Annotated in this window: 25 protein-coding genes; 13 read left to right on the top strand and 12 right to left on the bottom strand. The window is 34.4% G+C overall.

All coding sequences use genetic code 11. The annotated features are described in order from the left end of the window. Window positions 1-203 precede the first annotated feature (203 nt). Together ACP7AQ_RS15235 and ACP7AQ_RS15230 are read right to left on the bottom strand one after the other, a co-directional pair. Window positions 204-425, bottom strand: a complete 222-nt coding sequence (locus ACP7AQ_RS15235; protein WP_426096064.1) for a hypothetical protein — start codon at window positions 423-425, stop codon at window positions 204-206. 426 nt (window positions 426-851) lie between these two features. Further along, window positions 852-1253 carry a hypothetical protein gene (locus ACP7AQ_RS15230; RefSeq protein ID WP_426096063.1) on the bottom strand — a complete coding sequence of 134 codons (402 nt, stop codon included), beginning with the start codon at window positions 1251-1253 and terminating at the stop codon, window positions 852-854. A 404-nt stretch (window positions 1254-1657) separates the two neighbouring features. Here ACP7AQ_RS15230 and ACP7AQ_RS15225 point away from each other — a divergent pair, with 404 nt between their 5' ends. The 5 genes from ACP7AQ_RS15225 to ACP7AQ_RS15205 all read left to right on the top strand — a co-directional run bounded on the left by ACP7AQ_RS15225 (window position 1658) and on the right by ACP7AQ_RS15205 (window position 5862). Beyond that, complete coding sequence (locus tag ACP7AQ_RS15225) at window positions 1658-3211, top strand: PglZ domain-containing protein (RefSeq protein WP_426063682.1); 1554 nt, start codon at window positions 1658-1660, stop codon at window positions 3209-3211. A gap of 57 nt (window positions 3212-3268) precedes the next feature. Next, on the top strand, window positions 3269-3676 hold the full coding sequence (gene tsaE / locus ACP7AQ_RS15220) for a tRNA (adenosine(37)-N6)-threonylcarbamoyltransferase complex ATPase subunit type 1 TsaE (RefSeq protein WP_426096062.1): 408 nt from the start codon (window positions 3269-3271) through the stop codon (window positions 3674-3676). An 8-nt stretch (window positions 3677-3684) separates the two neighbouring features. Further along, entirely contained in the window at window positions 3685-4158 is a 474-nt protein-coding gene (locus tag ACP7AQ_RS15215) for a GNAT family N-acetyltransferase (RefSeq protein ID WP_426096061.1), read from the top strand. A gap of 93 nt (window positions 4159-4251) precedes the next feature. After that, a complete protein-coding gene (locus tag ACP7AQ_RS15210) occupies window positions 4252-5451 on the top strand; it encodes an alanine dehydrogenase (RefSeq protein WP_426096060.1) in 1200 nt (399 codons plus the stop codon). 36 nt (window positions 5452-5487) lie between these two features. After that, window positions 5488-5862 carry a DUF4258 domain-containing protein gene (locus tag ACP7AQ_RS15205; RefSeq protein WP_426063678.1) on the top strand — a complete coding sequence of 125 codons (375 nt, stop codon included), beginning with the start codon at window positions 5488-5490 and terminating at the stop codon, window positions 5860-5862. Window positions 5863-6063: 201 nt separating this feature from the next. Here ACP7AQ_RS15205 and ung read toward each other — a convergent pair whose 3' ends face one another. Beyond that, window positions 6064-6744 carry a uracil-DNA glycosylase gene (ung, locus tag ACP7AQ_RS15200; protein ID WP_426096059.1) on the bottom strand — a complete coding sequence of 227 codons (681 nt, stop codon included), beginning with the start codon at window positions 6742-6744 and terminating at the stop codon, window positions 6064-6066. Window positions 6745-6889: 145 nt separating this feature from the next. On the opposite strand from ung, the gene ACP7AQ_RS15195 reads away from it, so the two are divergent. The 3 genes from ACP7AQ_RS15195 to ACP7AQ_RS15185 all read left to right on the top strand — a co-directional run bounded on the left by ACP7AQ_RS15195 (window position 6890) and on the right by ACP7AQ_RS15185 (window position 9773). Continuing rightward, window positions 6890-9055 carry an endonuclease MutS2 gene (locus tag ACP7AQ_RS15195; protein WP_426096058.1) on the top strand — a complete coding sequence of 722 codons (2166 nt, stop codon included), beginning with the start codon at window positions 6890-6892 and terminating at the stop codon, window positions 9053-9055. Window positions 9056-9149: 94 nt separating this feature from the next. Then, entirely contained in the window at window positions 9150-9566 is a 417-nt protein-coding gene (locus ACP7AQ_RS15190) for a thiol-disulfide oxidoreductase DCC family protein (protein ID WP_426096057.1), read from the top strand. 78 nt (window positions 9567-9644) lie between these two features. Then, complete coding sequence (locus ACP7AQ_RS15185) at window positions 9645-9773, top strand: hypothetical protein (RefSeq protein WP_426063674.1); 129 nt, start codon at window positions 9645-9647, stop codon at window positions 9771-9773. A 64-nt stretch (window positions 9774-9837) separates the two neighbouring features. On the opposite strand, the gene ettA is transcribed toward ACP7AQ_RS15185, so the two are convergent. From ettA to holA, 3 genes are all read right to left on the bottom strand, one after another. Next, window positions 9838-11532, bottom strand: a complete 1695-nt coding sequence (gene ettA / locus ACP7AQ_RS15180) for an energy-dependent translational throttle protein EttA (RefSeq protein ID WP_426063673.1) — start codon at window positions 11530-11532, stop codon at window positions 9838-9840. Between the two features lie 62 nt (window positions 11533-11594). Beyond that, on the bottom strand, window positions 11595-11777 hold the full coding sequence (locus tag ACP7AQ_RS15175; RefSeq protein WP_417960094.1) for a CAL67264 family membrane protein: 183 nt from the start codon (window positions 11775-11777) through the stop codon (window positions 11595-11597). Between the two features lie 62 nt (window positions 11778-11839). Further along, entirely contained in the window at window positions 11840-12844 is a 1005-nt protein-coding gene (holA, locus tag ACP7AQ_RS15170) for a DNA polymerase III subunit delta (RefSeq protein WP_426096056.1), read from the bottom strand. A 49-nt stretch (window positions 12845-12893) separates the two neighbouring features. Between holA and ACP7AQ_RS15165 the strand changes: the two genes are divergently transcribed. From ACP7AQ_RS15165 to ACP7AQ_RS15155, 3 genes are read left to right on the top strand one after another with little or no spacing between them, the layout of a single operon-like run. Further along, window positions 12894-13349, top strand: coding sequence for a type I restriction enzyme HsdR N-terminal domain-containing protein (locus tag ACP7AQ_RS15165; RefSeq protein ID WP_426096055.1), 456 nt, complete (start codon window positions 12894-12896; stop codon window positions 13347-13349). Between the two features lie 11 nt (window positions 13350-13360). After that, window positions 13361-14365, top strand: coding sequence for a glycosyltransferase family 2 protein (locus tag ACP7AQ_RS15160; RefSeq protein WP_426096067.1), 1005 nt, complete (start codon window positions 13361-13363; stop codon window positions 14363-14365). Window positions 14366-14417: 52 nt separating this feature from the next. Beyond that, on the top strand, window positions 14418-15251 hold the full coding sequence (locus ACP7AQ_RS15155) for an OmpA family protein (protein WP_426063670.1): 834 nt from the start codon (window positions 14418-14420) through the stop codon (window positions 15249-15251). Between the two features lie 279 nt (window positions 15252-15530). Here the strand turns inward: ACP7AQ_RS15155 and ACP7AQ_RS15150 are convergent, their stop codons facing one another. The 3 genes from ACP7AQ_RS15150 to ACP7AQ_RS15140 all read right to left on the bottom strand — a co-directional run bounded on the left by ACP7AQ_RS15150 (window position 15531) and on the right by ACP7AQ_RS15140 (window position 19522). After that, complete coding sequence (locus tag ACP7AQ_RS15150) at window positions 15531-16151, bottom strand: L-threonylcarbamoyladenylate synthase (protein WP_426063669.1); 621 nt, start codon at window positions 16149-16151, stop codon at window positions 15531-15533. An 84-nt stretch (window positions 16152-16235) separates the two neighbouring features. Then, window positions 16236-18569, bottom strand: a complete 2334-nt coding sequence (locus ACP7AQ_RS15145; RefSeq protein ID WP_426096054.1) for an ATP-dependent helicase — start codon at window positions 18567-18569, stop codon at window positions 16236-16238. Between the two features lie 185 nt (window positions 18570-18754). Beyond that, window positions 18755-19522 (bottom strand): sulfite exporter TauE/SafE family protein, encoded by a 768-nt coding sequence (locus tag ACP7AQ_RS15140; RefSeq protein ID WP_426096066.1) that lies wholly within the window; start codon window positions 19520-19522, stop codon window positions 18755-18757. A gap of 130 nt (window positions 19523-19652) precedes the next feature. Here ACP7AQ_RS15140 and ACP7AQ_RS15135 point away from each other — a divergent pair, with 130 nt between their 5' ends. Next, window positions 19653-20174 carry a hypothetical protein gene (locus ACP7AQ_RS15135; protein WP_426063667.1) on the top strand — a complete coding sequence of 174 codons (522 nt, stop codon included), beginning with the start codon at window positions 19653-19655 and terminating at the stop codon, window positions 20172-20174. A 100-nt stretch (window positions 20175-20274) separates the two neighbouring features. On the opposite strand, the gene ACP7AQ_RS15130 is transcribed toward ACP7AQ_RS15135, so the two are convergent. Then, complete coding sequence (locus ACP7AQ_RS15130; protein ID WP_426096053.1) at window positions 20275-22338, bottom strand: M1 family metallopeptidase; 2064 nt, start codon at window positions 22336-22338, stop codon at window positions 20275-20277. Between the two features lie 103 nt (window positions 22339-22441). On the opposite strand from ACP7AQ_RS15130, the gene ACP7AQ_RS15125 reads away from it, so the two are divergent. Beyond that, window positions 22442-23179, top strand: coding sequence for a diphthine--ammonia ligase (locus tag ACP7AQ_RS15125; RefSeq protein ID WP_426096052.1), 738 nt, complete (start codon window positions 22442-22444; stop codon window positions 23177-23179). 67 nt (window positions 23180-23246) lie between these two features. On the opposite strand, the gene ACP7AQ_RS15120 is transcribed toward ACP7AQ_RS15125, so the two are convergent. Both ACP7AQ_RS15120 and ACP7AQ_RS15115 read right to left on the bottom strand, forming a co-directional pair. Continuing rightward, entirely contained in the window at window positions 23247-24731 is a 1485-nt protein-coding gene (locus tag ACP7AQ_RS15120) for an aminopeptidase P N-terminal domain-containing protein (RefSeq protein WP_426096051.1), read from the bottom strand. Window positions 24732-24981: 250 nt separating this feature from the next. Next, window positions 24982-25404, bottom strand: coding sequence for a hypothetical protein (locus ACP7AQ_RS15115; protein WP_426096050.1), 423 nt, complete (start codon window positions 25402-25404; stop codon window positions 24982-24984). Window positions 25405-25460 lie beyond the last annotated feature (56 nt).

The following is a 25460-nucleotide window of genomic DNA, read 5'->3' as shown; positions in this document are numbered from 1 at the left end:
CAGGAGCAAATAAAGAACATTTATTCCATTCGAGAGAGAGGGCTTTTTAAAAGTCCTTTCTTTTGAAAAAATGTCTTTACATACACCCTAAAAGTTGCATTAGTTAGTTGAATCTAGTATTTAATAAACAACAGCTTTTTAGAAGTTCTAAAACAATTAAATGTATCATCTTTTTCTATGATTTTGTCGTTTTCAAAAGTCTCTCAATTTTCTATTTGGTCGTTTCTGTGATACCGAATCAAAGAACCATTTTTGGTGCTGTTTTTAAAATTTCCAATTTGCCAAAACTTTGTGGTTTCCCGATAAAAGATCCATTCAACTTCCATCAGTCCAATGATAAAAGAGTTTTTTGCTTTTACTTTTCTGTTTTTGAAAAAACAAGTTAAATGATTCCCAATTAATTTATGGGCGATTTGTCCGTTCACGTACTATTTTTTAGCTAAAATTCGATGTTTATATTTGGTCCTAAAAAAAACTAAATGATACCAATCCCAAATATTTGATTATTGGTAGCAAAACCGTTAAAATAAGTATTAGATTTTTATCCAAACTTATATTTTCTGCTCATACATAATTTTCATTATTATTTCCGGAGACGCGTTAAAGGCTCTAAATAAAGGGTAAAGAAACGTTCGTACCAGCGGGAGGAATGATCTTTTGAAATTAAATCATGTAAAATATAATGGGAAAAGTACTAATTGATGAACCGAATGGGGCTTGAAAACGCCTTCATAATCGTTGCTTTTAGTACTTAAAAACACAAATAATTAAGAATATAAAAAAAAGAATGCCCGAAAATTACTTTTCGGACAACCTCTCTTTAACCAAAAACTTAAAAAGTATTGCATCTATTAATTTTTTGAAATTAGAATTGTATTTAATTTACGTCTATTGTAATTTCCAGATGTAATATCAATTTTGATGTTTGTTTTATCTTCATAGACCTTTTCAATATTTAAATTGATAAAATCCTCAGATATGTATAATTTGCAAATAGGGAGTTCTCCAAATTCACATTTTGACAGGTACAGATTATTTGAAACTTCATCTGATTCTTCGTTTTTTGCACTCCCTGATAGGTTTTTAACAATAACAATATTGACTAAATTATTAGTTAAAGTGTATGTTTTGAAAGCACTTAGATTTCCAATTAAATTATTTAATTCAAAATTGTTTACTTCTTTAACTTCAATTTTTTGCGATTTACAACTTAAAGCTGTCATAATAAATAAAATTAAAATAATATTTTTCATAATTAAATTTTAATGATTAATAATTTTGGACAAATACGTTACATCCAAAATTATAATAAATTAATTACAAATAACACAATTCGATTTAATTTTCAGAAAAATTTTCTTCTCAAAAGTAGTTGTAGACCGAAATCATTCTATCAACTGCGTGAGGGATGGAAGCGGCATCCTTTCCTTTTCTCTTTAAAAAGGAAAGATAGAGCGTACAGCCCGACCCGGACGGAGTTTACGGAGGATGGGGCACGCCCAAAAGTAAATATAAAGCAAAACGGAAGCGAATAGTAATTTTATGAAATACAGCATAAGTGTGTTATAAAATTATCATAATATTAGCAGGGAGCCGTTGCAAAAAAATGTAATTTGGCACTTTAATTTAGTACGTTAGAACACTTGTTGATTCAATTATGGATAAAATAAAAATACTTTGGGTAGATGATGAAATCGACCTTTTGAAACCACATATATTATTTCTGGAAAAGAAAAATTACGAGGTAACAACCTGCAATAACGGGTTGGACGCCATTGGTATTTTTGAAGAAAATAATTTTGATATTGTTTTTCTGGATGAAAATATGCCCGGAATGAGCGGCTTGGAAACGCTGTCAGAAATGAAGGAAAAAAAATCTTCAGTTCCAATGATTATGATTACAAAAAGCGAGGAAGAATACATTATGGAGGAAGCCATAGGATCTAAAATTGCCGATTATTTAATCAAACCTGTAAATCCGAACCAAATTTTGTTGAGTTTGAAGAAAAATCTGGATCATTCGCGATTGATTTCTCAAAAAACTACACTGGATTATCAGAAAGAATTTAGGAAAATCACCCTGGAAATGGCAATGGTAAATTCCTATGAAGATTGGATTGAGTTGTACAAGAAATTGATTTTTTGGGAATTGGAATTGGAGAATATTGACGATCAGAGTATGATTGAAATTTTGGAATCCCAGAAAACGGAAGCTAATTCCCAATTTGGAAAATTCATTGAGCGCAATTATGAGGATTGGTTTGCACCAAAAGCGGACAAACCCGTTCAATCGCATACCTTATTCAAAGAATTAGTGCTTCCTGAACTCAAGAAAAAAGACAAGCCCATTTTATTTGTCGTGGTTGATAATCTGCGCTACGATCAGTGGAAAACCTTTGAAAGTGTAGTTGGAAATTATTACAAACTGGAAAAAGAAGTGCCTTACTACTCTATTCTTCCTACTGCGACGCAATACGCGAGAAACGCTATTTTTTCCGGTTTGACACCATTGGAAATGGAAAAACAGTTTCCGCAATACTGGAAAAATGACCCGGAAGAAGGCGGAAAAAATCTTTTTGAAGCGGAATTTTTGACGGCACACTTGAAACGATTGGGTTTAAATATCAAGCAAGAATATTTTAAAATAACTAGTCTTGCCAGCGGAAAAAAATTAGCTGAGAGTTTTAAATCATTAAAAGACAATGATTTAGTGACAGTAGTATACAACTTTGTGGACATGCTTTCGCATGCCAAAACGGAGATGGATGTCGTAAAAGAATTGGCCTCCGATGACAAAGCGTATCGCTCATTGACGTTGAGTTGGTTTAAGAATTCCCCGCTGTTAGAAATCATTCAACAGGCTCAAAAAATGGGTTTCAAATTGATTTTGACTACGGATCACGGAACGATAAATGTAAAAAATCCATCGAAAGTCGTGGGTGACAAAAACACCAGTTTGAATTTACGTTACAAAACCGGACGCAGTTTGACGTACGAACACAAAGATGTTTATGCGGTAAAAGAACCAAAAAATATTGGTTTGCCTACCATAAATATGAGCAGTTCTTATATTTTTGCAAAAAATGATTTGTTTTTGGCGTATGTCAATAACTACAATCATTATGTGAGTTATTACAAAAATACGTATCAGCACGGTGGAATTTCATTGGAAGAAATGATTATTCCGTTTTTAGTTTTTAACCCACGATAGGAAGTTCCAGTCTCAGTTTTCGGCGAGAGCCTTAAACTTTTAAACAAATATAAAAGAATGAATGTTACTTTTTCTTTAGATCAACTCGAGGAAGTTGCGCAAAAAATCATTGCAAATAACCCCAAAAAAGTGATTCTTTTTCACGGAGCAATGGGTGTTGGAAAAACAACTTTAATCAAGCAATTGTGCAAAACGCTTGGAGTAACCGGTGCAACGAGCAGCCCAACCTTTTCTTTAGTTAATGAATATGAAGCTAATGACAATCAGTTGGTTTATCATTTTGATTTTTACAGATTGAATGATGAAGTGGAAGCGCTGGATATGGGAATTGACGATTATTTGTATTCCGGTAATTGGTGTTTTATAGAATGGGCAGAGAAGATTCCAAATTTGATTCCGAAAACCCATTCCGTTATCAGTATTTCACTGCTCGCGGACGGAAAACGTTTATTAACTTTAAGCTAAAAGTAATTATGAATGTAGACAATACTGTAGCAATAATTCCTTTTTCTCCAACTTACAAAGAAGCTGTAAAAATATTAAATCTGGAATGGCTGCAAAAACATTTCAGGGTTGAACCCAAAGATGAAATCGTACTTTCGGATCCGCAAGGTCAGATTATTGACAAAGGCGGAATGATTTTTTACGCGAAATATAAAGATGAAATCGTTGGAACCGTATCCTTGATAAAAATCGACAGCACAACTTTCGAATTGAGCAAAATGGGCGTAACAGATACCGCACAAGGATTAGGAATTGGTAAAAAACTGATTTTGCATTGCTTTGATATTGCTGAAGCAAAAGGAATAGAGAAACTGATTTTATATTCAAACCGGAAATTACTGTCAGCGATACATTTGTATGAAAAATTTGGTTTCATAGAAATTCCTTTAGAAGATGGAGTTTATGAACGAGCCGATATAAAAATGGAAAAAATCATTCTCTGAGATTTGTTGCATTCCAAATGATTTTAACAAGATAGAATTTGTGCCGTTTATGGATCTTTTTACGTAAATTGTACCCTTAATTTAACAACATCAATGTCAATAACTATAACGCCATTCACCAAACAACAGCTTTTACCACAAGAAGAAAAACTGGAAATTGCAAGACAAAAAAGCGAACTTTTTATTGGTATTCCAAAGGAAACGAGTCATCAGGAACGCCGAATTTGTCTTACCCCGGATGCTGTTAACTCGCTTACCTATCATGGCCATCGCGTAATGATTGAAGCAGGGGCGGGATTGAGTTCAAGTTATACCGATAAAGAATATTCTGATGCAGGCGCCCAAATCACTAATGACACCAAGAAAGTCTTCAGTTGTCCCATGATTTTGAAAGTGGAACCGGCCACCCTTGCTGAAATAGAAATGATGAATCCGCAGACGATTTTGTTGTCCGCGATTCAGTTGAAAACCCGCAAGAAAACGTATTTTGAAGCTTTGACCAAAAAGAAAATTACCGCTCTCGCTTTTGAATACATAAAGGATGAGGACGGAACGTATCCTGCTGTTAAATCCTTGAGCGAAATTGCGGGAACGGCCTCGATTTTAATTGCTGCCGAGTTGATGATTACCAATGAATTTGGAAAAGGATTATTATTTGGGAACATTACTGGCGTCCCTCCTACTGATGTAGTAATTTTGGGTGCGGGAACCGTTGGAGAATTTGCTGCCAAAACCGCTATTGGTTTAGGTGCCAGTGTAAAAGTTTTTGATAATTCTATTACCAAATTACGTCGTTTGCAGAATAATTTAAACCAACGGATTTTTACTTCCACAATTCAACCTAAAGCTTTACTCAAAGCATTGAGACGTTGTGACGTGGCTATTGGCGCCATGCGAGGCAAAGAACGTTGTCCTGTAATTGTTACGGAAACGATGGTGGAACACATGAAAAATGGTGCCGTAATTGTCGATGTAAGTATTGATACCGGCGGTTGTTTTGAGACTTCAGAAGTGACTTCACATGAGAAACCTACGTTTATCAAAAATAATGTTGTACATTATTGCGTACCTAATATCCCTTCCCGATATTCAAAAACTGCATCACTTTCCATAAGTAATATAATTTCCCCATATTTGATGAAAATTGCGGAGGACGGCGGCATCGAAAGCGCCATCCGTTGTGATAAAGGATTAAAAAATGGCGTTTACATGTACCACGGAATCCTTGCTAATTGTTCTATTGGCGAATGGTTCGATCTACCTTATAACGACATCAATTTAATTGTTTTTTAAGAAAACTTTCTTCTACCTTTGCAAAAAAATTAATTCATGAAGTTTATACATCGTTTTGCCTATTATTTGGTAGGTTTAGTAATAGGACTGTTTTTTGTAGCGTTAGTTTTCAGTGGCAAAGACACCCGCTGTAATTATTTTCCAAATGCAAGAGTTTTAAATGATTTAAGGAACAAACCTTTTTATTATTCGGATAAGGCTTCTGTGATTTTGGCTGAAAAATGGATTGATACTGCCGATATAAAAAACACACTACAATTTGGTGATGTAGATTTTGACAAAAGCAATATTGAACTAAAAAAAGGAAAGTTATACATCATCGAAGGTAAAACAATTAAAAACCAGGAGGTTACGCTGAAAGTCATTAACTACTCCGATAAAGCTGTTTTAGAGGATATTGTTAAAAAGTAAGACATAGAATTAGTCGTACTTATCATTTAATTTTTCCAACAACATTATTTTAATTTGGGCGTGACCTTACGTAAAAACTTCAGGTCGTGCTGTACGTTCCCGCTTTTTTTACAGGCTGAAACGCCTCTTAAAAAAGAGCTCCACTTCCATCACTCACGCAAAGCTGTTTAAAACAATTATTTACATCTTCAAATCACGTAATTAATCTACTGAAATCCAGTTAATTATCTCTAACCCGTTTTGTTTTAAATACGCGTTCGTCTTACTGAAATGTTTATTCCCAAACCATTTTCCCTGATTTGCGCTCATAGGCGACGGGTGCCCGGATTCTAGAACTAAATGTTTGTTTCGATCGATTTTTAGCCCTTTTTTATGGGCAAAATTACCCCAAAGCAAGAAAACGACATGTTCTTTTTCTTCGGAAATTTTTTGAATTACAGCATCCGTGAAAACATTCCATTTTAAGTGTTTGTGGCTGTTCGCATTGTCTTCTCTAACGGTCAGAGAAGCATTCAACAATAAAACGCCCTGTTTTGCCCAAGTTTCTAAATTCCCGGAAGCTGGCATGAAAATAGTGTCCAAATCCTCACTCATTTCCCGAAAAATATTGCGCAACGAAGGAGGAATTCGCACACCTTCATTTACAGAAAAACACAAACCATTGGCTTCTCCCTTGCCGTGATACGGATCCTGGCCAATGATAACCACTTGTACGTCTTTGAAACTGCAATAATTAAACGCAGCAAAAATTAATTCTTTTGAGGGATAACAAGTGTGATTTTTATACTCCTCATCAACAGTTTCCACTAAATCTAAAAAATAGGGTTTCTGAATTTCATTCGATAAAATGAATTGCCATTCCGGATTGAGATTGATTTGCATAGTTGTGTATTAGAAAGCAAAGATACAAAGGGAATTATTTTTTAAAACCTAAATAGGACAATAAACATTCTTTAATTCTTTGTGAAAGTCTGTTAAATTATCTTAACTATTAGCTATTTTTGTCTTGAAAAGAATTATACGATAAATGATATCAATCACCGAAAAAACATTACAAGATTTACAATTTCCTACTGTACTCGAAACCATTTCGACCATTTGCAACACTGATATTGGAAAACAAAAAGCCTTCGAAATAACCCCTTTTAAAGATAAGGAAACGTTAATGCAAGCATTAATGCAGACATCAGAGTATGTTTCGTCTTTTCAAAATAACAATGCCATTCCCAATCATGGTTTTGACGCCATCACGCACGAGATAAAATTTCTTGCAATAGAGGACAGTTTTTTAGAAGTGGGCAGTTTTCGAAAGATTGCAACTATTTCTTCAACGGTAAATTTCCTTTTGACTTTTTTGAGAAAATTCGAGGACTATTATCCAAATTTAAATGCAAGAGCGAACCAAGTCGAACTTACTAAAGAAATCATCACGATGGTCGACGAAGTAGTTGATAAATATGGTGAAATAAAAGATAATGCGTCGCCGGATTTACTGAATATCCGCAGGAATATGAATGCGGTTCGGGGCAAAGTCAATCAAAGTTTCGGATCTGCGTTGACGCAATACGCTGCTTTGGGATATTTAGATGACATTAAAGAAAGTTTTGTACAAAACAGACGTGTTCTAGCTGTTATGGCAATGTACCGTCGTAAAGTAAAAGGTTCTATTTTGGGTAGTTCTAAGACTGGAAGTATTGCCTATATTGAACCTGAAGCTACCTTACAATATTCTCGTGAGTTGAGTAATTTAGAATATGAAGAAAAAGAAGAAATCACCTGGATTTTAAAACAGCTGTCCAATTACATTCGTCCTTTTTTACCGTTATTGATTCAATATCAGGACTTCTTGAGTGACATTGATGTAATCGCTGCCAAAGCAAAATACGCCAACAGAATTAACGGAATTTTGCCAACAATTACCGAGGAACGTCGTGTTTATTTTAGAGATGCGTACCATCCTATTTTATATTTGAATAACAAACAGAAAAACGAAATAACACATCCGCAGACTATTGAACTCAGTCAGGAAAGCAGAATTATTGTAATTTCCGGACCCAACGCAGGAGGAAAAACGATCTCTTTAAAAACCGTTGGATTGTTGCAACTCATGCTGCAATCTGGGATGTTAATTCCAGTTCATGAACGCAGTGAAACGTTTTTATTCGATAGGATTTTAACAGATATTGGAGACAATCAATCAATTGAAAATCATTTAAGTACTTATAGTTACCGACTAAAGAACATGAACTACTTCTTAAAGAAGTGCAATAGAAAAACCATGTTCCTGATTGATGAATTTGGTACCGGTTCTGATCCAGAATTAGGAGGTGCTTTAGCCGAAATTTTCTTAGAAGAGTTTTATCACCGAGAAGCTTTTGGGATTATTACCACTCATTATTCAAACTTAAAAATTCTGGCCAATGAATTGCCTTTTGCCACCAATGCGAATATGCTTTTTGATGAAAAATCATTAGAACCCATGTATAAATTGGCAATGGGTCAAGCGGGAAGTTCCTTTACTTTTGAAGTCGCTTTAAAAAACGGAATTCCATTTAGTTTAATAAATCGAGCCAAAAAGAAAATTGAAGTTGGAAAAGTGCGTTTTGATAAAACGATTGCCACACTTCAAAAAGAGCGTTCAAAGATGGAAAAAACATCACAAAACCTCAAAGAAGAAGAAACAAAAGCACGGGAAGAGGGCAAGAAAATGGAGACTATCAATGTAAAAATAAAACAAAAACTGGAAAGCTATCAGGAATTATATGACAGCAACCAGAAAACAATATACATCGGTCAAAAAATTGAAGACATTTCGGAGAAATATTTTAATAATAAAAACAAGAAAGAGTTGCTAGGTGAATTTTTAAAAATCATCGAAATAGAAAATTCAAAACGCAAAAAAGCAACCGTCAAAGAAACTAAAGCACTGACAGAAAAGAAAAAAGAAGTAATTGAAGAAATCACAGTTCAGGTTGAGGAAATTAGAAAAGAAAAGAAAGAAAAGAAATTAAAAGTAATAATTGAAAAACCAAAACCAGTTCTAAAATTAGGCGATCGCGTACGAATGTTTGATGGAAAAGCGGTGGGAACGATTGATGCTATTGAAAAAAATAAAGCAACAGTAAATTATGGTGTATTTACTTCAAAAGTGAGTCTGGAAGCGCTGGAGTTCGTAGAAGCCGGGAAGAAATAAACAGTATTTAGTTTGCAGTTTTCAGTCTCGTCTCACGTTTTGTTATTTCGAGGAAGGAGAAATCTCTATCTGGTTGAATTATAAAGTTTAAATTATGCTCAATATTCCAATAGACAAAAAAATCATCCTCTTTGACGGCGTTTGCAACCTGTGTGACTCAGCAGTGCAGATGATAGTTAAGCATGATACTGAAGATATTTTTCGGTTTGTAGCTTTACAATCTGATTTGGGTCAAAAAATCATCCAACATTTGGGAATTGATATTCAAAAAACAGACAGTATTATCCTGTATCACCCTGGTTTTGCTTACTACTTAAAATCAGAAGCTGCTTTAGAAATTGCTAAAAATTTGGGAGGAATATTTTATTTTGCGACACTGTTTACGATATTACCCACTTCTTTTAACAACTATATTTACGATTATGTCGCTAAAAACCGCTACAAATGGTATGGAAAAAAAGAAGCTTGTCTGATTCCCACCAAAGAAATCCAAGCTAAGTTTTTAGAATAAAATAATAATCATGATAATTATCATACCTTTTATTTTGCAGGAATTATAAATTTGGATAATCTTAAAACTTAATTAATCATGAAAGACACTACACTTTTTTCTTGGGATAACGGAACTATTATAATGGTTGTTGTATTTGGGTTAGTAATCATAGGACTGGTTGCAGCAGTTTTAATTATGATGAACTCTGATAAAAAAATCAAATAACAGCATAAAAAAAGAGGATGTCTTTATGGGACATCCTCTGGCTGATAAATCTATAATTAGATGACTAACTTCTAATTAATTTCCTGTATTTCAATCTTTTTGGTGTTAAATCACCACCCAAGCGTTTTTTCTTATTCTCTTCATATTCCGAAAATCCGCCTTCAAAATAATACACTTCAGAGTTTCCTTCGAACGCCAGAATGTGTGTACAAATTCTGTCCAAGAACCATCTGTCGTGAGAAATTACTACCGCACAGCCGGCGAAATTTTCCAGACCTTCTTCTAATGCACGTAGTGTATTGATATCCAAATCATTCGTTGGCTCATCCAATAACAATACGTTACCTTCTTCTTTCAAAGTCATTGCAAGGTGCAAACGGTTGCGTTCCCCACCGGAAAGCATGGACACTTTTTTGTTTTGTTCTCCACCACCAAAATTAAATCGGGATAAATAAGCTCTTGAATTTACTTGCTTTCCGCCCATCATAATTAATTCCTGACCGTCAGCAAAGTTTTCCCAAATCGATTTTTCCGGATTTATATTCGAGTGTGCTTGATCAACATAAGCGATTTTTACGGTATCCCCAATTGAGAATTCTCCTGAATCTGGCTTTTCTTCTCCCATTATCATTTTGAAAATTGTTGATTTACCGGCACCATTAGGCCCAATAATTCCAACAATTCCAGCTTGTGGGAGCGTGAAATTTAAATTATCATACAACAATTTATCTCCAAATGCTTTAGCAACATTTTTAGCTTCAATTACATTCGTTCCTAAACGTGGCCCATTTGGAATGTAAATTTCCAGATTTTCATCCAATTGTTTTTGATCTTCATTCAGTAATTTATCGTAGTTCTGCAAACGCGCTTTTTGCTTGGTTTGACGCCCTTTGGCACCTTGACGAACCCAGTCCAACTCACGCTCTAAATTCTTTCTGCGCTTAGAAGCTGTTTTCTCTTCCAATGCCATACGACTTGATTTTTGGTCCAACCAAGAAGAATAATTCCCTTTCCAAGGAATTCCTTCACCTCTGTCTAATTCCAAAATCCAACCGGCAACATTATCCAAAAAATATCTATCGTGCGTTACAGCTATTACTGTTCCCGCGTATTGTGCTAAATGTTGTTCTAACCAAAGGACACTTTCAGCATCCAAGTGATTCGTTGGCTCATCCAGAAGCAAAACGTCTGGTTGTTGCAACAATAAGCGACATAAAGCTACACGACGACGCTCTCCACCTGATAAATTCTTGATTGGCGTGTCTCCTTCCGGGGTACGCAAAGCATCCATTGCGATTTCCAGTTTGGTATCAATTTCCCAAGCGCCCAATGCATCTATTTTATCTTGTAAAAGCGCTTGACGATCCATCAATTGCTCCATTTTATCAGCATTTTCATAGACTTCCGGCAAACCAAAACTATCATTGATTTTATTGAATTCATCTAGAACCGCCATAGTTTCAGCAACGCCCTCTCTTACAATTTCGATAACTGTTTTGCTATCATCTAAAATAGGTTCTTGTTCTAAATAACCTACTGTATAACCCGGCGCAAAAACTACGTCACCTTGGTAGTTTTTGTCTACACCGGCTATAATTTTTAATAAGGAGGATTTTCCGGAACCATTTAAACCCAAAATACCAATCTTAGCTCCATAAAAGAAACTTAAATAGATGTTTTTAAGGACTGGTTTATCTGCTCCCTGATACGTTTTACTCAATTTTGACATTGAGAATATCACTTTTTTATCGTCTGCCATTTTTTTAATTTAAAATTATTTCTATTCTGCCATTAAGGCTCTTTTCTCAATTTGTGAACCTACTAGACTCTTCCTTTCAAAGAACTAAAAACCCAAGCGTTAGCCAAAAAACCCACACCCACTGCAGCGAATCCCCATCCTGCTACGTCATCATATCTAAATGCACCTAATGCAATCAGTAATAAACCCATTACAATCATAATCAAAGTTGCCCAACCTAAAATAGTATTTTTATTCATTGACATAGTCCTGGTATTTATTTTTACATCACTAATTTTTGGAATACAAATATCGGAAATTTTGCCTTTTAATTGAATATTTTATAAAGCATTTCTTTTAATAAATCTGATTGTGACATGGCACTGGCTCCAACCCCTTTACTTTTTACATCAATATCTCTCAAAGCCCCAACAATCTGACTCACTTTCTTCATCGGATAATTCTTCAAAGCTACATCATATTCTTTCAAAAAGAAAGGATTAACACCTATGACCGCCGCCACATTCTTGGGGTTTTTATCTTTTAATCCATGATATTTTAATAATTGAATAAAAAATCCAAAAACTAGACTTGTCGTTACCACCATTGGATTGTCTTTTGGATTTTGGGCAAAGTTTGCAGCAATCGTGTACGCTTTTAACTGGTTGCGTTCACCAAGTGCTTTTCGTAATTCAAAAACGTTAAAATCTTTACTAAAACCTATATTTTCTTCAATATCTTTTGGAGTTATCGTACTTCCTATTGGCAAGATGATTTGCAATTTCTCTAATTCATTGTTTATTTTACTCAAATCTGTCCCTAAAAATTCAACTAACATGGCAGTTGCTTTAGGCTCAATTGAATATTTTTTGCCTGATAAAACACGTTTAATCCACTCTCCTACTTGGTTTTCATATAGTTTCTTACTCTCATAAACAACACCGTTTTTTGCCAATAACTTCGTTACTTTTTTACGTTTATCCAATGTTTTGTATTTGTAGCAAAAAACTAAAACTGTTGAAGGCATAGGATTATTAGCATAATTTTCCAGCTTATCGATGGTTCGGATTAAATCCTGCGCTTCTTTAACAATAACCACTTGACGATCTGCCATCATCGGATAACGCTTAGCCGTGGAAATAATATCTTCCATAGACACATCTCTTCCATATAAAACGGTTTGGTTGAACCCTTTTTCCTCTTCAGATAAAATTTTTTTCTCAATATAATCCGATAGTTTGTCAATATAATACGGTTCTTCTCCCATCAAAAAATAGATGGGTTTGATGTTGCCACTTTTTATATCATTTACAATTTTTAATACTTCGTCCATATTATCTATTCTCTTTTAATCTATTATCTAAAAGTCTTACTTTTGCTTCATGCGAAAACTCAATTTTCAACTTTATCACTTTCGGTTCAAAAATAGCGAAAATAAAGTTTCCATTTTTGATGCAATCAGGAAAAAATTCATCATTCTTACCCCTGAAGAATGGGTTAGACAACATGTTGTCCAATTTTTATTAGAAGAAAAAAGGTACCCGCACTCCTTGATTAATGTAGAAAAAGTATTAAAAGTCAACGGATTGCGCAAAAGATACGACGTCGTGGTATACAGTCCGGATGGTTCAATTTTCATTTTGATAGAATGTAAAGCACCCGAAATAAAAATTGCACAAGCCACCTTTGACCAAATTGCCCGTTATAATATGACAATGAAGTCCCAATTTTTGATGGTGACAAATGGTTTGAATCATTACTTTTGCCAAATGGATTTTGAGAATGAAAAATATCATTTTCTGGAAGAATTACCTGATTACAAACTAAATAGTCTATAAAACAAAACCTCATAATGAGAATAGCAGTTATCATACTTAATTGGAACGGAATATTATTATTGGAAAAATTTTTGCCCTCTGTTGTACAATATTCACCGGAAGCTGTAATTTATGTTGCTGATAATGCTTCTACTGATGATTCTATTTCCTATCTCAAAACTTTTTTTCCGTCGGTAACAATTATCAAAAATGACAGTAATCTTGGTTTTGCCAGTGGCTACAATGAAGCATTAAAACAGGTTGACGCAGATATTTATGCTTTAGTGAATTCTGATGTGGAAGTAACAGAGCATTGGTTGCAACCCATTCTTGAAACTTTCGAAAATGAATCTAAAACGGCTATTATCCAACCTAAAATATTAGATTATAAACGCAAAGAATATTTTGAATATGCAGGCGCTGCCGGTGGATTTATTGATCAATACGGATATCCTTTTTGTCGGGGTCGAATTTTTGATGCTTTAGAAAAAGACAACGGACAATATGATGATACACGAGAGATATTTTGGGCATCAGGAGCATGTTTTTTTATTCGAAGCTCTGTTTATAAAGCATTAAAAGGTTTTGACGATGATTTTTTTGCGCATCAGGAAGAAATTGATTTGTGTTGGCGTGCGATTAACAACGGATATAAAATAAAATACATTTCAAGATCTGTGGTATATCATGTAGGCGGTGCCACTTTGCAGCAAGGCCACCCAACTAAAACGTATTTAAATTTTAGAAATTCCTTACTGATGTTAACCAAAAACCTTCCAAAAGAAAAATTATATTCGATACTTTTAGTCAGAATGATTTTGGACGGAATTGCAGGAATTCAATTTTTAACACAGGGAAAGTTCAAGCATTTTTGGGCAATATTGAAAGCTCATGGTGCTTTTTACACCCTTTTTTCGATTAATTATAATAAGAGAAATGAGTTTCAACATACAACATATTATACTGTCAATAGTATCATTTACTTGTACTTTATTAGAAAAATAAACGTTTTTAACGATTTATTTAGAATCAAATGAATTTTAAAAAGCTAGATTTGTAACTAACCCTTTATCTAAATTTAAACAATCTATGAAAAAAATCGTAATTGCCTTATCAGTAATAGCCCTTTTAACTTCTTGTGTTTCTAAAAAGAAATACACGGATTTAGAAACTAGAAATAAAGAAACCCAAGATTTATTAAATACTGCAACTGTAAAATTAAATTCTTGCTTAGAAGAAAAAGCAGGTTTTGCAGCAACAGTAGCTGCTTTAAAAGAACAAAATCAAGGTTTAATTAGTGTTTCAAAAGACATGACGGTATTGTCGACTAAAGGTGCTCAAAATATTGAAAAAGCATTAGAATCTATCAAAGAGAAAGATTTAAAAATAAGTAGAATGCAAGATGCTTTAACTAAAAAAGATAGCGTAACACTTGCATTAGTTACCAGCTTGAAAAGTTCAGTAGGAATATCTGATCCGGATATCGAAATAAATGTGGAAAAAGGTGTCGTTTTCATCTCTATTGCAGACAAATTATTATTTAAAAGCGGAAGCTACGAAGTGACGGACAGAGCTAAAATGGTTTTGGCGAAAGTTGCAAAAGTAGTCAATGACAAACCTGATTTCGAATGTATGGTAGAAGGACACACTGATAACGTTCCTTACAACGGCTCAGGTGTTTTATTAGACAACTGGGATTTAAGTGTAAAACGTTCTACTTCTATTATCCGTGTGTTAACGAATCAACTAGGTGTTAAACCAGAGCAATTAATTGCTGCAGGAAGAAGTTCTTATATTCCATTAGTGGCGAATGATTCTGCTGAAAACAGATCTCGTAACAGAAGAACTCGTATTGTAGTTTTACCTAAAATTGATCAATTTTATGAAATGATTGAAAAAGAAATGAAAAAACAAAGACCGTAATTTGTTTTAATTATCAAAAAGTAAACGCCTCAAAATTGGGGCGTTTTTTTTATAATTTATTTTTAGGTGGTAAACTGTTTTTCAAAAACTGATTTGGTGTAAAAACAAAAAAAGCAGGCCAATTGACCTGCCTTAATGTATCCTCAATTGTTTTTTAATAACCAATTAAATATAATCAAGAATAACATGCTAATATATTGTAATTAAAGAAATTGTTATTTATCGGTAAATATAAAGTTTTTTAATAAACACACAAATATTTTGCCAAAGATTTGAATTTTATAAAATATCTAAACTTCCTTTACCTTCTCTTACTACAATTGGCTCATCACCTGATAAGTCGATAATGGTAGAACCTACATTATTACCGTAACCTCCATCAATAACCAAATCAACCAGATTTTGCCATTTCTCAAAAATAAGTTCCGGATCAGTAGTATATTCTATCACATCATCTTCGTCGTGAATTGAGGTAGAAACAATAGGATTTCCAAGCAACTTTACAATTTCTAAAGCAATCGCATTATCAGGAACTCTTATTCCAACAGTCGTTTTCTTCTTAAATTCTTTAGGTAAGTTATTATTTCCCGGCAAAATAAAGGTATAAGGTCCTGGTAAAGCTCTTTTTAAGATTTTAAAAGTAGCTGTGTCTATTTGTCTCACATAATCAGAGATATTACTTAAATCATGGCAAATGAAAGAAAAATTAGCTTTATCGAGCTTCACTCCTTTTATCTTCGCAATGCGTTCCAAAGCTTTCGTGTTTGTAATATCACAACCCAAACCGTAAACGGTATCCGTTGGATAAATCACCAAGCCACCTTCTTTTAAAACCTTAACCACTTTAGCGATTGCGGCTTCATTAGGTTTGTCTTCGTATATTTTTATAAACTGAGCCATTTTATTTTAGTTTAAAGTTTAAAATGTTTAAGATTTGAAGTTTTATTAACTGAAAACTTTAAAACTTAAACTTGAAACAAATTTTTACCCGATAATATCCAATTTTGCAAAACGCAACAGTAATTTTTTTATTCCGCCAACTTCAAATTTGATTTCGGCTTTTTTATCTGCTCCTACGCCATCAAGGTTTAAAACTTCCCCTTTTCCAAATCGTTCGTGCATAACTATATTTCCGGCAACCAGTTTATTATCAAATAAATTAGCATTTCCTGAAGCAGCATTGTTGCTGACAGGTTTTAATTTACGAATATTTATATCTGATTTGGGTTCGTTATCAGAAACATATTTGGGCGGTGTTCCGTTAGCTGGTTTTGCCAGACGCAATTTGGACTTATCCACATCTCCAAATATATCACTGTCAATCATAGGTTTGTACCTGTAATTATTTTCAGGAGGTGTCATGTATTCCAGATATTGACTGTCGATTTCCTCAATAAAACGCGAAGGTTCACTGTCTGTCAATTTTCCCCAACGGTATCGTGACTGAGCATAAGTAAGATACGCTTGATGCTCCGCACGGGTCAAAGCTACATAAAACAAACGACGTTCTTCTTCGAGTTCACTTCTCGTGCTCATACTCATGGCGCTCGGAAACAAATCTTCTTCCATTCCCACCACAAAAACATGAGGAAACTCTAATCCTTTTGCCAAGTGAATCGTCATCAGCGCAACACGATCTTCATCACTAGTATCTTTGTCTAAATCGGTCGCCAAAGCCACATCCTCCATAAATTCTGATAAGGCGCCACGGGCTCCATCCACTTCTTTTTGGCCATCCGTGAAATCTTTGATTCCGTTTAGTAATTCCTCAATATTTTGAATTTTCGCCATTCCCTCGGGAGTAGCATCTTTTTTTAATTCCTGAATCAATCCTGTTTTTTTGGCAACATGATCAGCCAGATAAAACGCATCCTGATTTTCATTTATAGCCTGAAAACTCTGAATCATTGTAACAAAATCGAGTAGTTTTTGCTTGGTTCCCGTATTCAGTTTTAAGTCAATTCGTTCTATGTTTTGCATGACTTCAAACATTGAACGCTTGTAATGGTTCGCTGCAATGGTCAGTTTTTCGATAGTTGTATTCCCAATTCCACGTGCCGGATAATTAATCACCCGAACTAAAGCTTCTTCATCTTTTGGATTGATAACCAATCGTAAATAGCACAAAACATCCTTTACTTCTTTCCTTTGGTAAAATGAAAGTCCTCCATAAATACGGTACGGAATGTCTCTTTTTCTCAGCGCATCTTCCATCGCACGGGATTGTGCATTGGTACGGTACAAAATAGCAAAAGCGCCGTTAGGTAACTGATTTTGCATTTTTTGTTCCCAAATGGTGCTCGCCACAAAGCGACCTTCTTCGTTGTCTGTTAAACTGCGGTGGACTTTTATTTTTGGACCAAAATCATTCGCGGTCCAAACGATTTTGTCCAGCTTAACTTTATTTTTATCAATAATTGTGTTTGCTGCTTCAACAATATTTTTTGTTGAACGGTAATTTTGTTCTAATCTGAACGTTTTTACACCTTCATAATCTTTCTGAAAATTCAGTATATTATTGATGTTTGCACCACGAAACGCATAGATACTTTGCGCATCATCCCCTACCACGCAGATATTCTGAAATTTATCAGATAAAGCTCTTACAATTAAATACTGCGAGTGATTGGTATCTTGGTACTCATCCACCAAAATATAACGAAAACGATTTTGATATTTGGCCAGAACCTCTGGAAAACGAGTCAGTAATTCGTTAGTTTTTAATAATAAATCATCAAAATCCATAGCGCCTGCTTTGAAACATCGGTCGACATAATTTTGATAAATTTCTCCCATACGAGGCTTTTTAGACATCGCATCCGCTTCTTGTAGATCCGGATTATTAAAATAGGCTTTTACGGTAATCAAACTGTTTTTAAAATTTGAAATTCGGCTTAAAACCTGTTTCGGTTTGTACACATCGCGGTCCAATTGCATTTCTTTGATAATCCCGGAAATAGCACGAAGCGAATCCTGAGAATCATATATGGTAAAGTTGGAAGGATATCCAAGATGTTCGGCTTCCGAGCGTAAAATTCGCGCAAAAACCGAGTGAAATGTTCCCATCCAAAGATTTTTTGCCTCACCGGCACCTACGATATCCGAGATACGTTTTTTCATTTCTCGGGCCGCTTTATTTGTAAAAGTAAGCGATAAGATACTGAACGCATCAATACCCTGACTCATCAAATAAGCAATTCTAATTGTCAACACCCGCGTTTTACCGGAACCAGCACCCGCAATAATTATCATGGGTCCGTCTTTTTGGAGAACGGGTTCGCGTTGGGCTTCATTAAGTTGATCGATATATTTGTGCATGGAAGTTTTTATAGTTTTATATGCAAAAATAAGCATTAAAGATGTAAAAGTGTAATTTTATATGAAGCTAAAAAACCATTCTTTGTTTGTTGAACCAGATAAGGAATATAAGTTCATGTAAGTGCTTTTTCGACTGAAGTGTCGTTAAATAATAGACACAATTTAACTTGTAACCTATTAAAAAATTATTTAAAAAATACATCGTACGCAAAGCGGATTAAGGTCCCTACAACCACGACCAGAAAGAAAATCCGAATAAAACTATTTCCTTTGTTAATGGCTAGTTTTGCACCTATCCAACCGCCAAGAGCATTGCTGGCAGCCATGGGTAATGCAATTGCCCAAATAATTTTTCCTTTTAAAATAAACAAACAAATAGAACCGAAATTTGTCGCCAGATTCACCATTTTGGCATTTGCGGAAGCGTGCAGAAAATCGAAACCCATGATGGCAATAAAAGCCACGACTAAAAAACTTCCGGTTCCCGGACCGATAAATCCATCGTACAAACCAACTACAAAGCTTATTCCGATAGCATTCCAAATTTGGGTTCTTGGTGAATGATTTTTTTCAATGTGTTGTCCAAAATTTTTCTTCGCATAGGTGTAAATCACTAAAAATGAAAGAACAACCAACAATAACGGTTTCATGAAATCATTGCGGACGTACGTCAACAAAGTAGATCCCAAAAATGCCGATGGAAATGCCAAAAGCATCATAATCGACAATAGTTTCCAGTTCATATCTACCTTTTTCAGATATTGATATGCCGCAAAAGAAGTACCACTAAAAGCAGGAATTTTCAAGGTTCCAATTACGGTCGAAACAGGAAGATTTGGTAATAAAATCAATCCCATGGGCGTTTGTATCAATCCGCCACCACCAACAATTGCGTCAATAAATCCTGCAGCAAAGGCCGCTAAACAAAGTAAAACCAGAACATAAGTCTCCATTATCATATTCAATTTTAAATAGTGTTGTTACGAATGGCAAAAATACTATTCGGTTTGATTTATTGCTATTAAATAGAAATTGTTTTGTACTCAAAAAAGTATATTTTTGTCCTTTTAATTTTAAATCAAAATGGATTCAACAAAAATCATAGAAATTCTGGCGTACACTATACCTTCACTAATTACTGGTGGAGTGGCTTATTATTTATTTAACTCTTATTTTAAAGATCAACAAAATACAAGACGCTGGTTGTTGCAGAAAGAGGCTCAAAAAGATGCTTTACCGTTGCGTTTACAAGCCTATGAACGCATGGTTTTATTTATGGAACGCATCAATCCTACTAAATTATTGATTCGGATTGCTCCTATTTCTAATGATAAAAACGATTACGAAAACCTGATAATAGCACAAATCGAACAGGAATTTGAACACAATTTAACGCAGCAAATATACATGTCTGATGAATGCTGGACGATTATTGTCACAGCAAAAAACAGTACCATTCAAATGATTCGCAAAGCCAATAGAAGTGAAAGTGTAAATAGTGCTGATAAATTACGTGAAGTACTTCTGAACGATTTGATGGAAAAACAATCTCCTAGCAATGCGGCTTTGGCGTACATCAAAAACGAAGTGAGTCAAATGTGGTAAACATACATCGATACAATAAACTAAAATTCACTAGTTTCTACAAGAATAATCTTTTGAAAATAGTGAATTAGCGGTTTTTAAATCTTTATTGATTTAAAACTTATTCCTTCAACAACCGATTCAACTGAAATTCCTCGGCTTCATTTAAATTTGGAACGATTCTTTCCAAAGAAACTCTCATTTCTGGATTTTTCAATAGTTTTCGAATGCTATCTCTACCAAATTTAGTGAATTGCCACATATGATGCGTAGTAGCATTTACCAGATTTTTCAAAACAACATCATTTGTTATTTTGAAAGAAAGCAATTTCTCCAACGCATTTTGTCTTGTATTCGCTTCATAATCAATTGATGAATACTGTATTAATTCGGTTTCGAAAACTTGTCTATCAAAAGCATAATTCGGCGTTGACAAAGCCAATGTCAGCCATAACGTCCTTAAATTATAATCATTAAAACCCATCCAGGTTTTTGATTTTTCCAAATAATGAATGGGTTGCTCTGGAAAATTATTCCATAAATTATACAGCGCAAGTTCTTGTGTCTGATAGGATTTGTCCTCTAATAAAGTTTCATATTGAGTTCTGAAACTTTCTGGAATTTCATTCATTGCTGCGGCGACTGCTTGGCGTAATTGTACATTTTTAGTTTCTAAAGCGAAAATAAAAAGACTCTTTTTATCTTCCCATTTTTCATTTTTCAATTGATTCAGAATCGCTTCTTTTACCGAAAAATAAACGTCAGATTGCATTGTTTGTTCAAGAAATTCCTTTTTCTCTGATAACGGTTTGTTTTTTAATTTATCGACTTCAAACAGCGTATGAATTGCTTTATTTTTAAGTAATAAACTATTAGCTTGTTGCGTATTAAAAATAGTTGATTCAAGCCATACTTTACTAAAATTATCTAAATCATAATCTGATACTTTTCTGATTTCAGCAAAGAAATCTTGTGTATTCACATTCTGAAACGCATGTTTTTTTAAATAGTTTTTTACCGCTTTTTTAAACTCCTTATCGCCTATTTCTTCGTGTAAAACAAAAAGTGCCCAAGCGCCTTTCTGATAGAAAGTCAATGAACTGGCTTTGGCATTCAAAACAGGAATGGTATCCGTTCGGGAAGCGTATTTTAATTGTGATGCCGACTCGTATAATTTAGAATAAAAATAATCTTCTCCATAAATTTCTTTTTCGGCCAGCAACGCATAATAGGTGGCAAAACCTTCCTGCAGCCAGTGATGCTTACTACTTTCGGCAGTGACTAAATTCCCAAACCACTGATGCGCTAATTCATGCGCATTGACATTTGTGTAACTTCTGTCCTCAAAACCGGTAGAATCGACCACATAACGCGTGTTGAAAAGCGTTGCTGATGTATTTTCCATTCCGGCGTACAAGAAATCCCGAACGGGCGCTTGTTTGTAAATTCCCCAAGGAAACTTTACTCCAATTTCCTTTTCTAAAAAATCAAATATCTTTTTAGAATCGCGATAGGTTGGTTCAAATTTGGCTACATCTTTTGGTTCCAAATACATTTCTAAAGGAATTCCCGACTTTGATTTCTGGCTATTTTTTTCAAATTTTCCGATGGCAAGCATCAATAAATAGGAACTCATTGGTTTTTGCATTTGGTATTGCCAAACCGAAATTCCATCAAGTCCGGATTTAAACTTCAACGTTCCATTTGAAATTACCTGATACTCATTTTTACATACAATATTCAAATTGAAAACCACTTTTTCATTAACATCATCAAAACTCGGAAACCAATGACTGGTATATTTTCCCTGTCCCTGCGTCCAGATTTGTAAATTATCATTGACTATCGAACCCACGAAATACATCGTTTGCTTTGGCTTAGCCGAATACTGAAAAGTCAGGTTGTTTTTCCCTTTTTTAAACGGAAAAATAATTTGTAATTCTTTCTGATTATTGATATAATTAATCAATTTGCCATTCAGTTTCAAATCAGAAAATTCCATATTTTGAGCGTCAATTTTAATCGTATCAATGGATTTCAAAACGTCAAAATCATAATCAACATCTCCAGAAACTGTTTTTTCAATTGGATTTATGACAATTTTTCCCAGAACCGATTTAAAATCAACAAATTGGGTTTGTTGGGCAAATGTGAACGTAGAAATAAAAAACAATAGGTATTTCATTATTAGGGTATTTAATCCTGCAATTTTCAAAGTTACAAAGGTTTCCTAAACTAATCCGACAAATTATGTAAGTTTACCTTCAAAAATTCAGAAGAACAGTACATTGAAAAAGAAAGCCTTATTTAACTGGAGCAGCGGCAAAGATTCTGCACTGGCTTTGTATAAAACACTTCAAAATCCCGAAATTGAAATTGAGTGTTTGTTAACCAGCGTAAACCAACAGTATCAACGTGTTTCCATGCATGGTGTCAGAGTTGAATTATTGCAACAACAAGCCGAAAATATCGGGTTACCACTTGAAATTATGCAAATTCCTGAAATGCCTACCATGGAAGTATATGAAAATGTGCTGCGCGAAACATTGGCTAAACTAAAAAATCAAGGCGTCACCCATTCTATTTTTGGCGATATCTTTCTAGAAGATTTACGTAAATACCGAGAGGATAATTTAGCCGAATTAGGTTTCGAAGGCGTTTTTCCGCTCTGGAAAATCCCAACTCACGAACTCATTCAGGAATTTATCAGTTTAGGTTTTAAAACAATTGTGGTTTGTGTAAATGAACGCTTTTTGGATAAAAGCTTCGTTGGTCGCGTTATCGACCAGGATTTCATAAACGATTTACCTGAAAATGTAGATGTTTGCGGTGAAAATGGTGAATTCCACACCTTCACATTTGACGGTCCCATTTTCTCAAAACCCATAAATTTTGAAATTGGAGAAATCGTATACCGAAAATATGAAAAACCAAAAAAAGAAGATTTATCAGGTAATGCATGCGATACGAATGCATCCGATGCCTTTGATTATGGATTTTGGTATTGTGATTTGGTTGGAAAATAATTTAAACAAAAAACTCCGAAGTCATAAGACAACGGAGTTTCATTTTTATAGAATCTGAAAGAAATTACTAATCTAAACTTGGTACAGAAAAAGAATCCAAAACGCTTTTTTCATTCATCAGGGCTTCAATTTCATTTGATTTCCTTGGTGCTTCCCCAGATAAATTTACGGGTCCATTTGTATTAATCAAAATATCATCTTCAATTCGCACCGCAATTCCCCACCATTTTTTATCACAATCACTACCATTTGGAATGTAAATTCCCGGTTCAACAGTAACAACCATATCAGCTTCAAAAGCTTTATATAAACCCGGATCGTGAACATCTAACCCAATGTGATGTGAAGTTCCGTGCGGAAAATATTTTCGAGATTCTTGTTCTGTTTTTACAATTCCTAATTTCACCAAACCAGCACTTATTATTTTACGTGCCGCAACATCCGGCGCATTGAAACTATTTCCAATTTTTGCAGCGGCAATTCCTGCTTCTTGAGCTTCATAAACTAAATCATAAATCAGTTTTTGCTCGCTAGAGAATTTTCCGTTAGCAGGAATCGTTCGGGTTACATCAGCAGTGTAGCCATGATATTCAGCACCTAAATCCATTAAAACCAAATTATTTTCGACTTTCATTTTGCTGTTTTCAATATAATGCAATACGCAACCGTTGTTTCCAGCGCCTACAATTGACGGATAACCCTCAAACTCGCTGCCATACTTTTTGTAAACAAATTCATGAATACCCTGAATTTCCGTTTCAGACATTCCAGGATGCATTGCTTTCATGATTTCACGTTGTCCCATTGCCGAAATCCGAACAGCTTTAGTCAACAAAACCAACTCTTCTTTGGATTTTTTCTCACGCAAACTCGCCATGTACGTCAAAATCGATTTGGTATTTATCACAGCTTTTTTTGAAGTGATGCTTTTTTTAGAATTAATTTCGTTTTGCACATTCGAATCCATTTGAGACTTCACTTTTTCGTTGTAGCCAATTTGGGATTTAAACGCTCCAATTAACTTGTATAAATCAGCTTTCTCATTTTTCGAATTTCTGATATCTTCTTCAAATTCCTTAAAGAAAACAGTGTCAAAACTGGCATAATCAATCCCAGAATTTAAAAACGCTGTTCCATTCAAAGCATTTTCAAAACCTAACTCTTTTTTGGCACCTTCCGTTCCTAAACGTACTCCTGTCCATTGCTCTGCTTTTGGATTTTTTTCCTGAACATAAAACAATTCATTGAATGATTTCCCAGCTTTATTGGTTTGATTGTTCGAGAAAATTACCAGAATTGAATTAGGTTCTTTGTATCCTGTTAAATAATAAAAATCTGGATCTTGATGGTAGATAAAATCCACATCATTGGCTCGGTTCCGAATGGGATTACTAAAAAACAACGTAACACTATTCTCAGGCATTTTCGCACGTAAAGCTTCTCTTTTTTCTTTATGAAATTGAGCAGATAAGTAATCGTTTGGATTTCCGTTTTGTGCTATGGAAACACAGACAAAAAAGGCAGTAAAAACAAAAGAAAGTTTTAAATTCATAGCGATATACTTTAGAGTTTTGCAAAATAAATACAAGATTTTGACGGCGTTAATTAATACGTAAATATAATTTTTTTGTACGAACCAACTACAATTTTTATCCAAAGACTGATTTAGTAATACGCTTAAAAATAGAAAAAGAGTATTAAAAGTTTTTCAACTTCTAAGTACTCTTTAGCAAAAGTGCATCATAATCCTAAAATTAACCAAAACTAAACCTTATGAAAATGTTGTAATAAGCACTTATACTTTACTTTTTATATGTTAATCCCGGACCATCACAAAGATTCCAAGTGCTCAACAAGGAATTATTGGAAGTTAAAAACAATACTTCTTTTTGATTTCCGAAACAGCTGCCTATAATTTCGTTGTCATTTGGATAAGTTAGTTCAAAAGATATTCCGTCCGATTGTTTTGTAGTTGCGTAAGTTCCTGAAAGTGTTGTTTTAACCGAATTTGCTTCTCTGGCTTTTGTAAATGTCCCATTGGTATTGAAAAAATAAAATTCTTGCCAAGCCATTGCTGCGCCTGTAACTTCAGAATTAGGTGTAGATCCTGACATTGCAACCAAATTCCATTTTCCGTGATAACCAGAATTATTTATTGTCACTGTTTGCTTTGAACAGGAATTAAAAACGGTGAGGAAAACAACGAGAATGATTTGGTTTTTCATACATCAGATTTTACAGATAATATATAGATGATTCTTTTTGCAAAAGGTTGCGTCAA

This window comes from Flavobacterium sp. DSR2-3-3, from assembly GCF_049896585.1.
Taxonomy (GTDB): domain Bacteria; phylum Bacteroidota; class Bacteroidia; order Flavobacteriales; family Flavobacteriaceae; genus Flavobacterium.
Note: the sequence above shows the minus strand (reverse complement) of the source record. Positions and strands in the feature narration are given on the sequence as shown.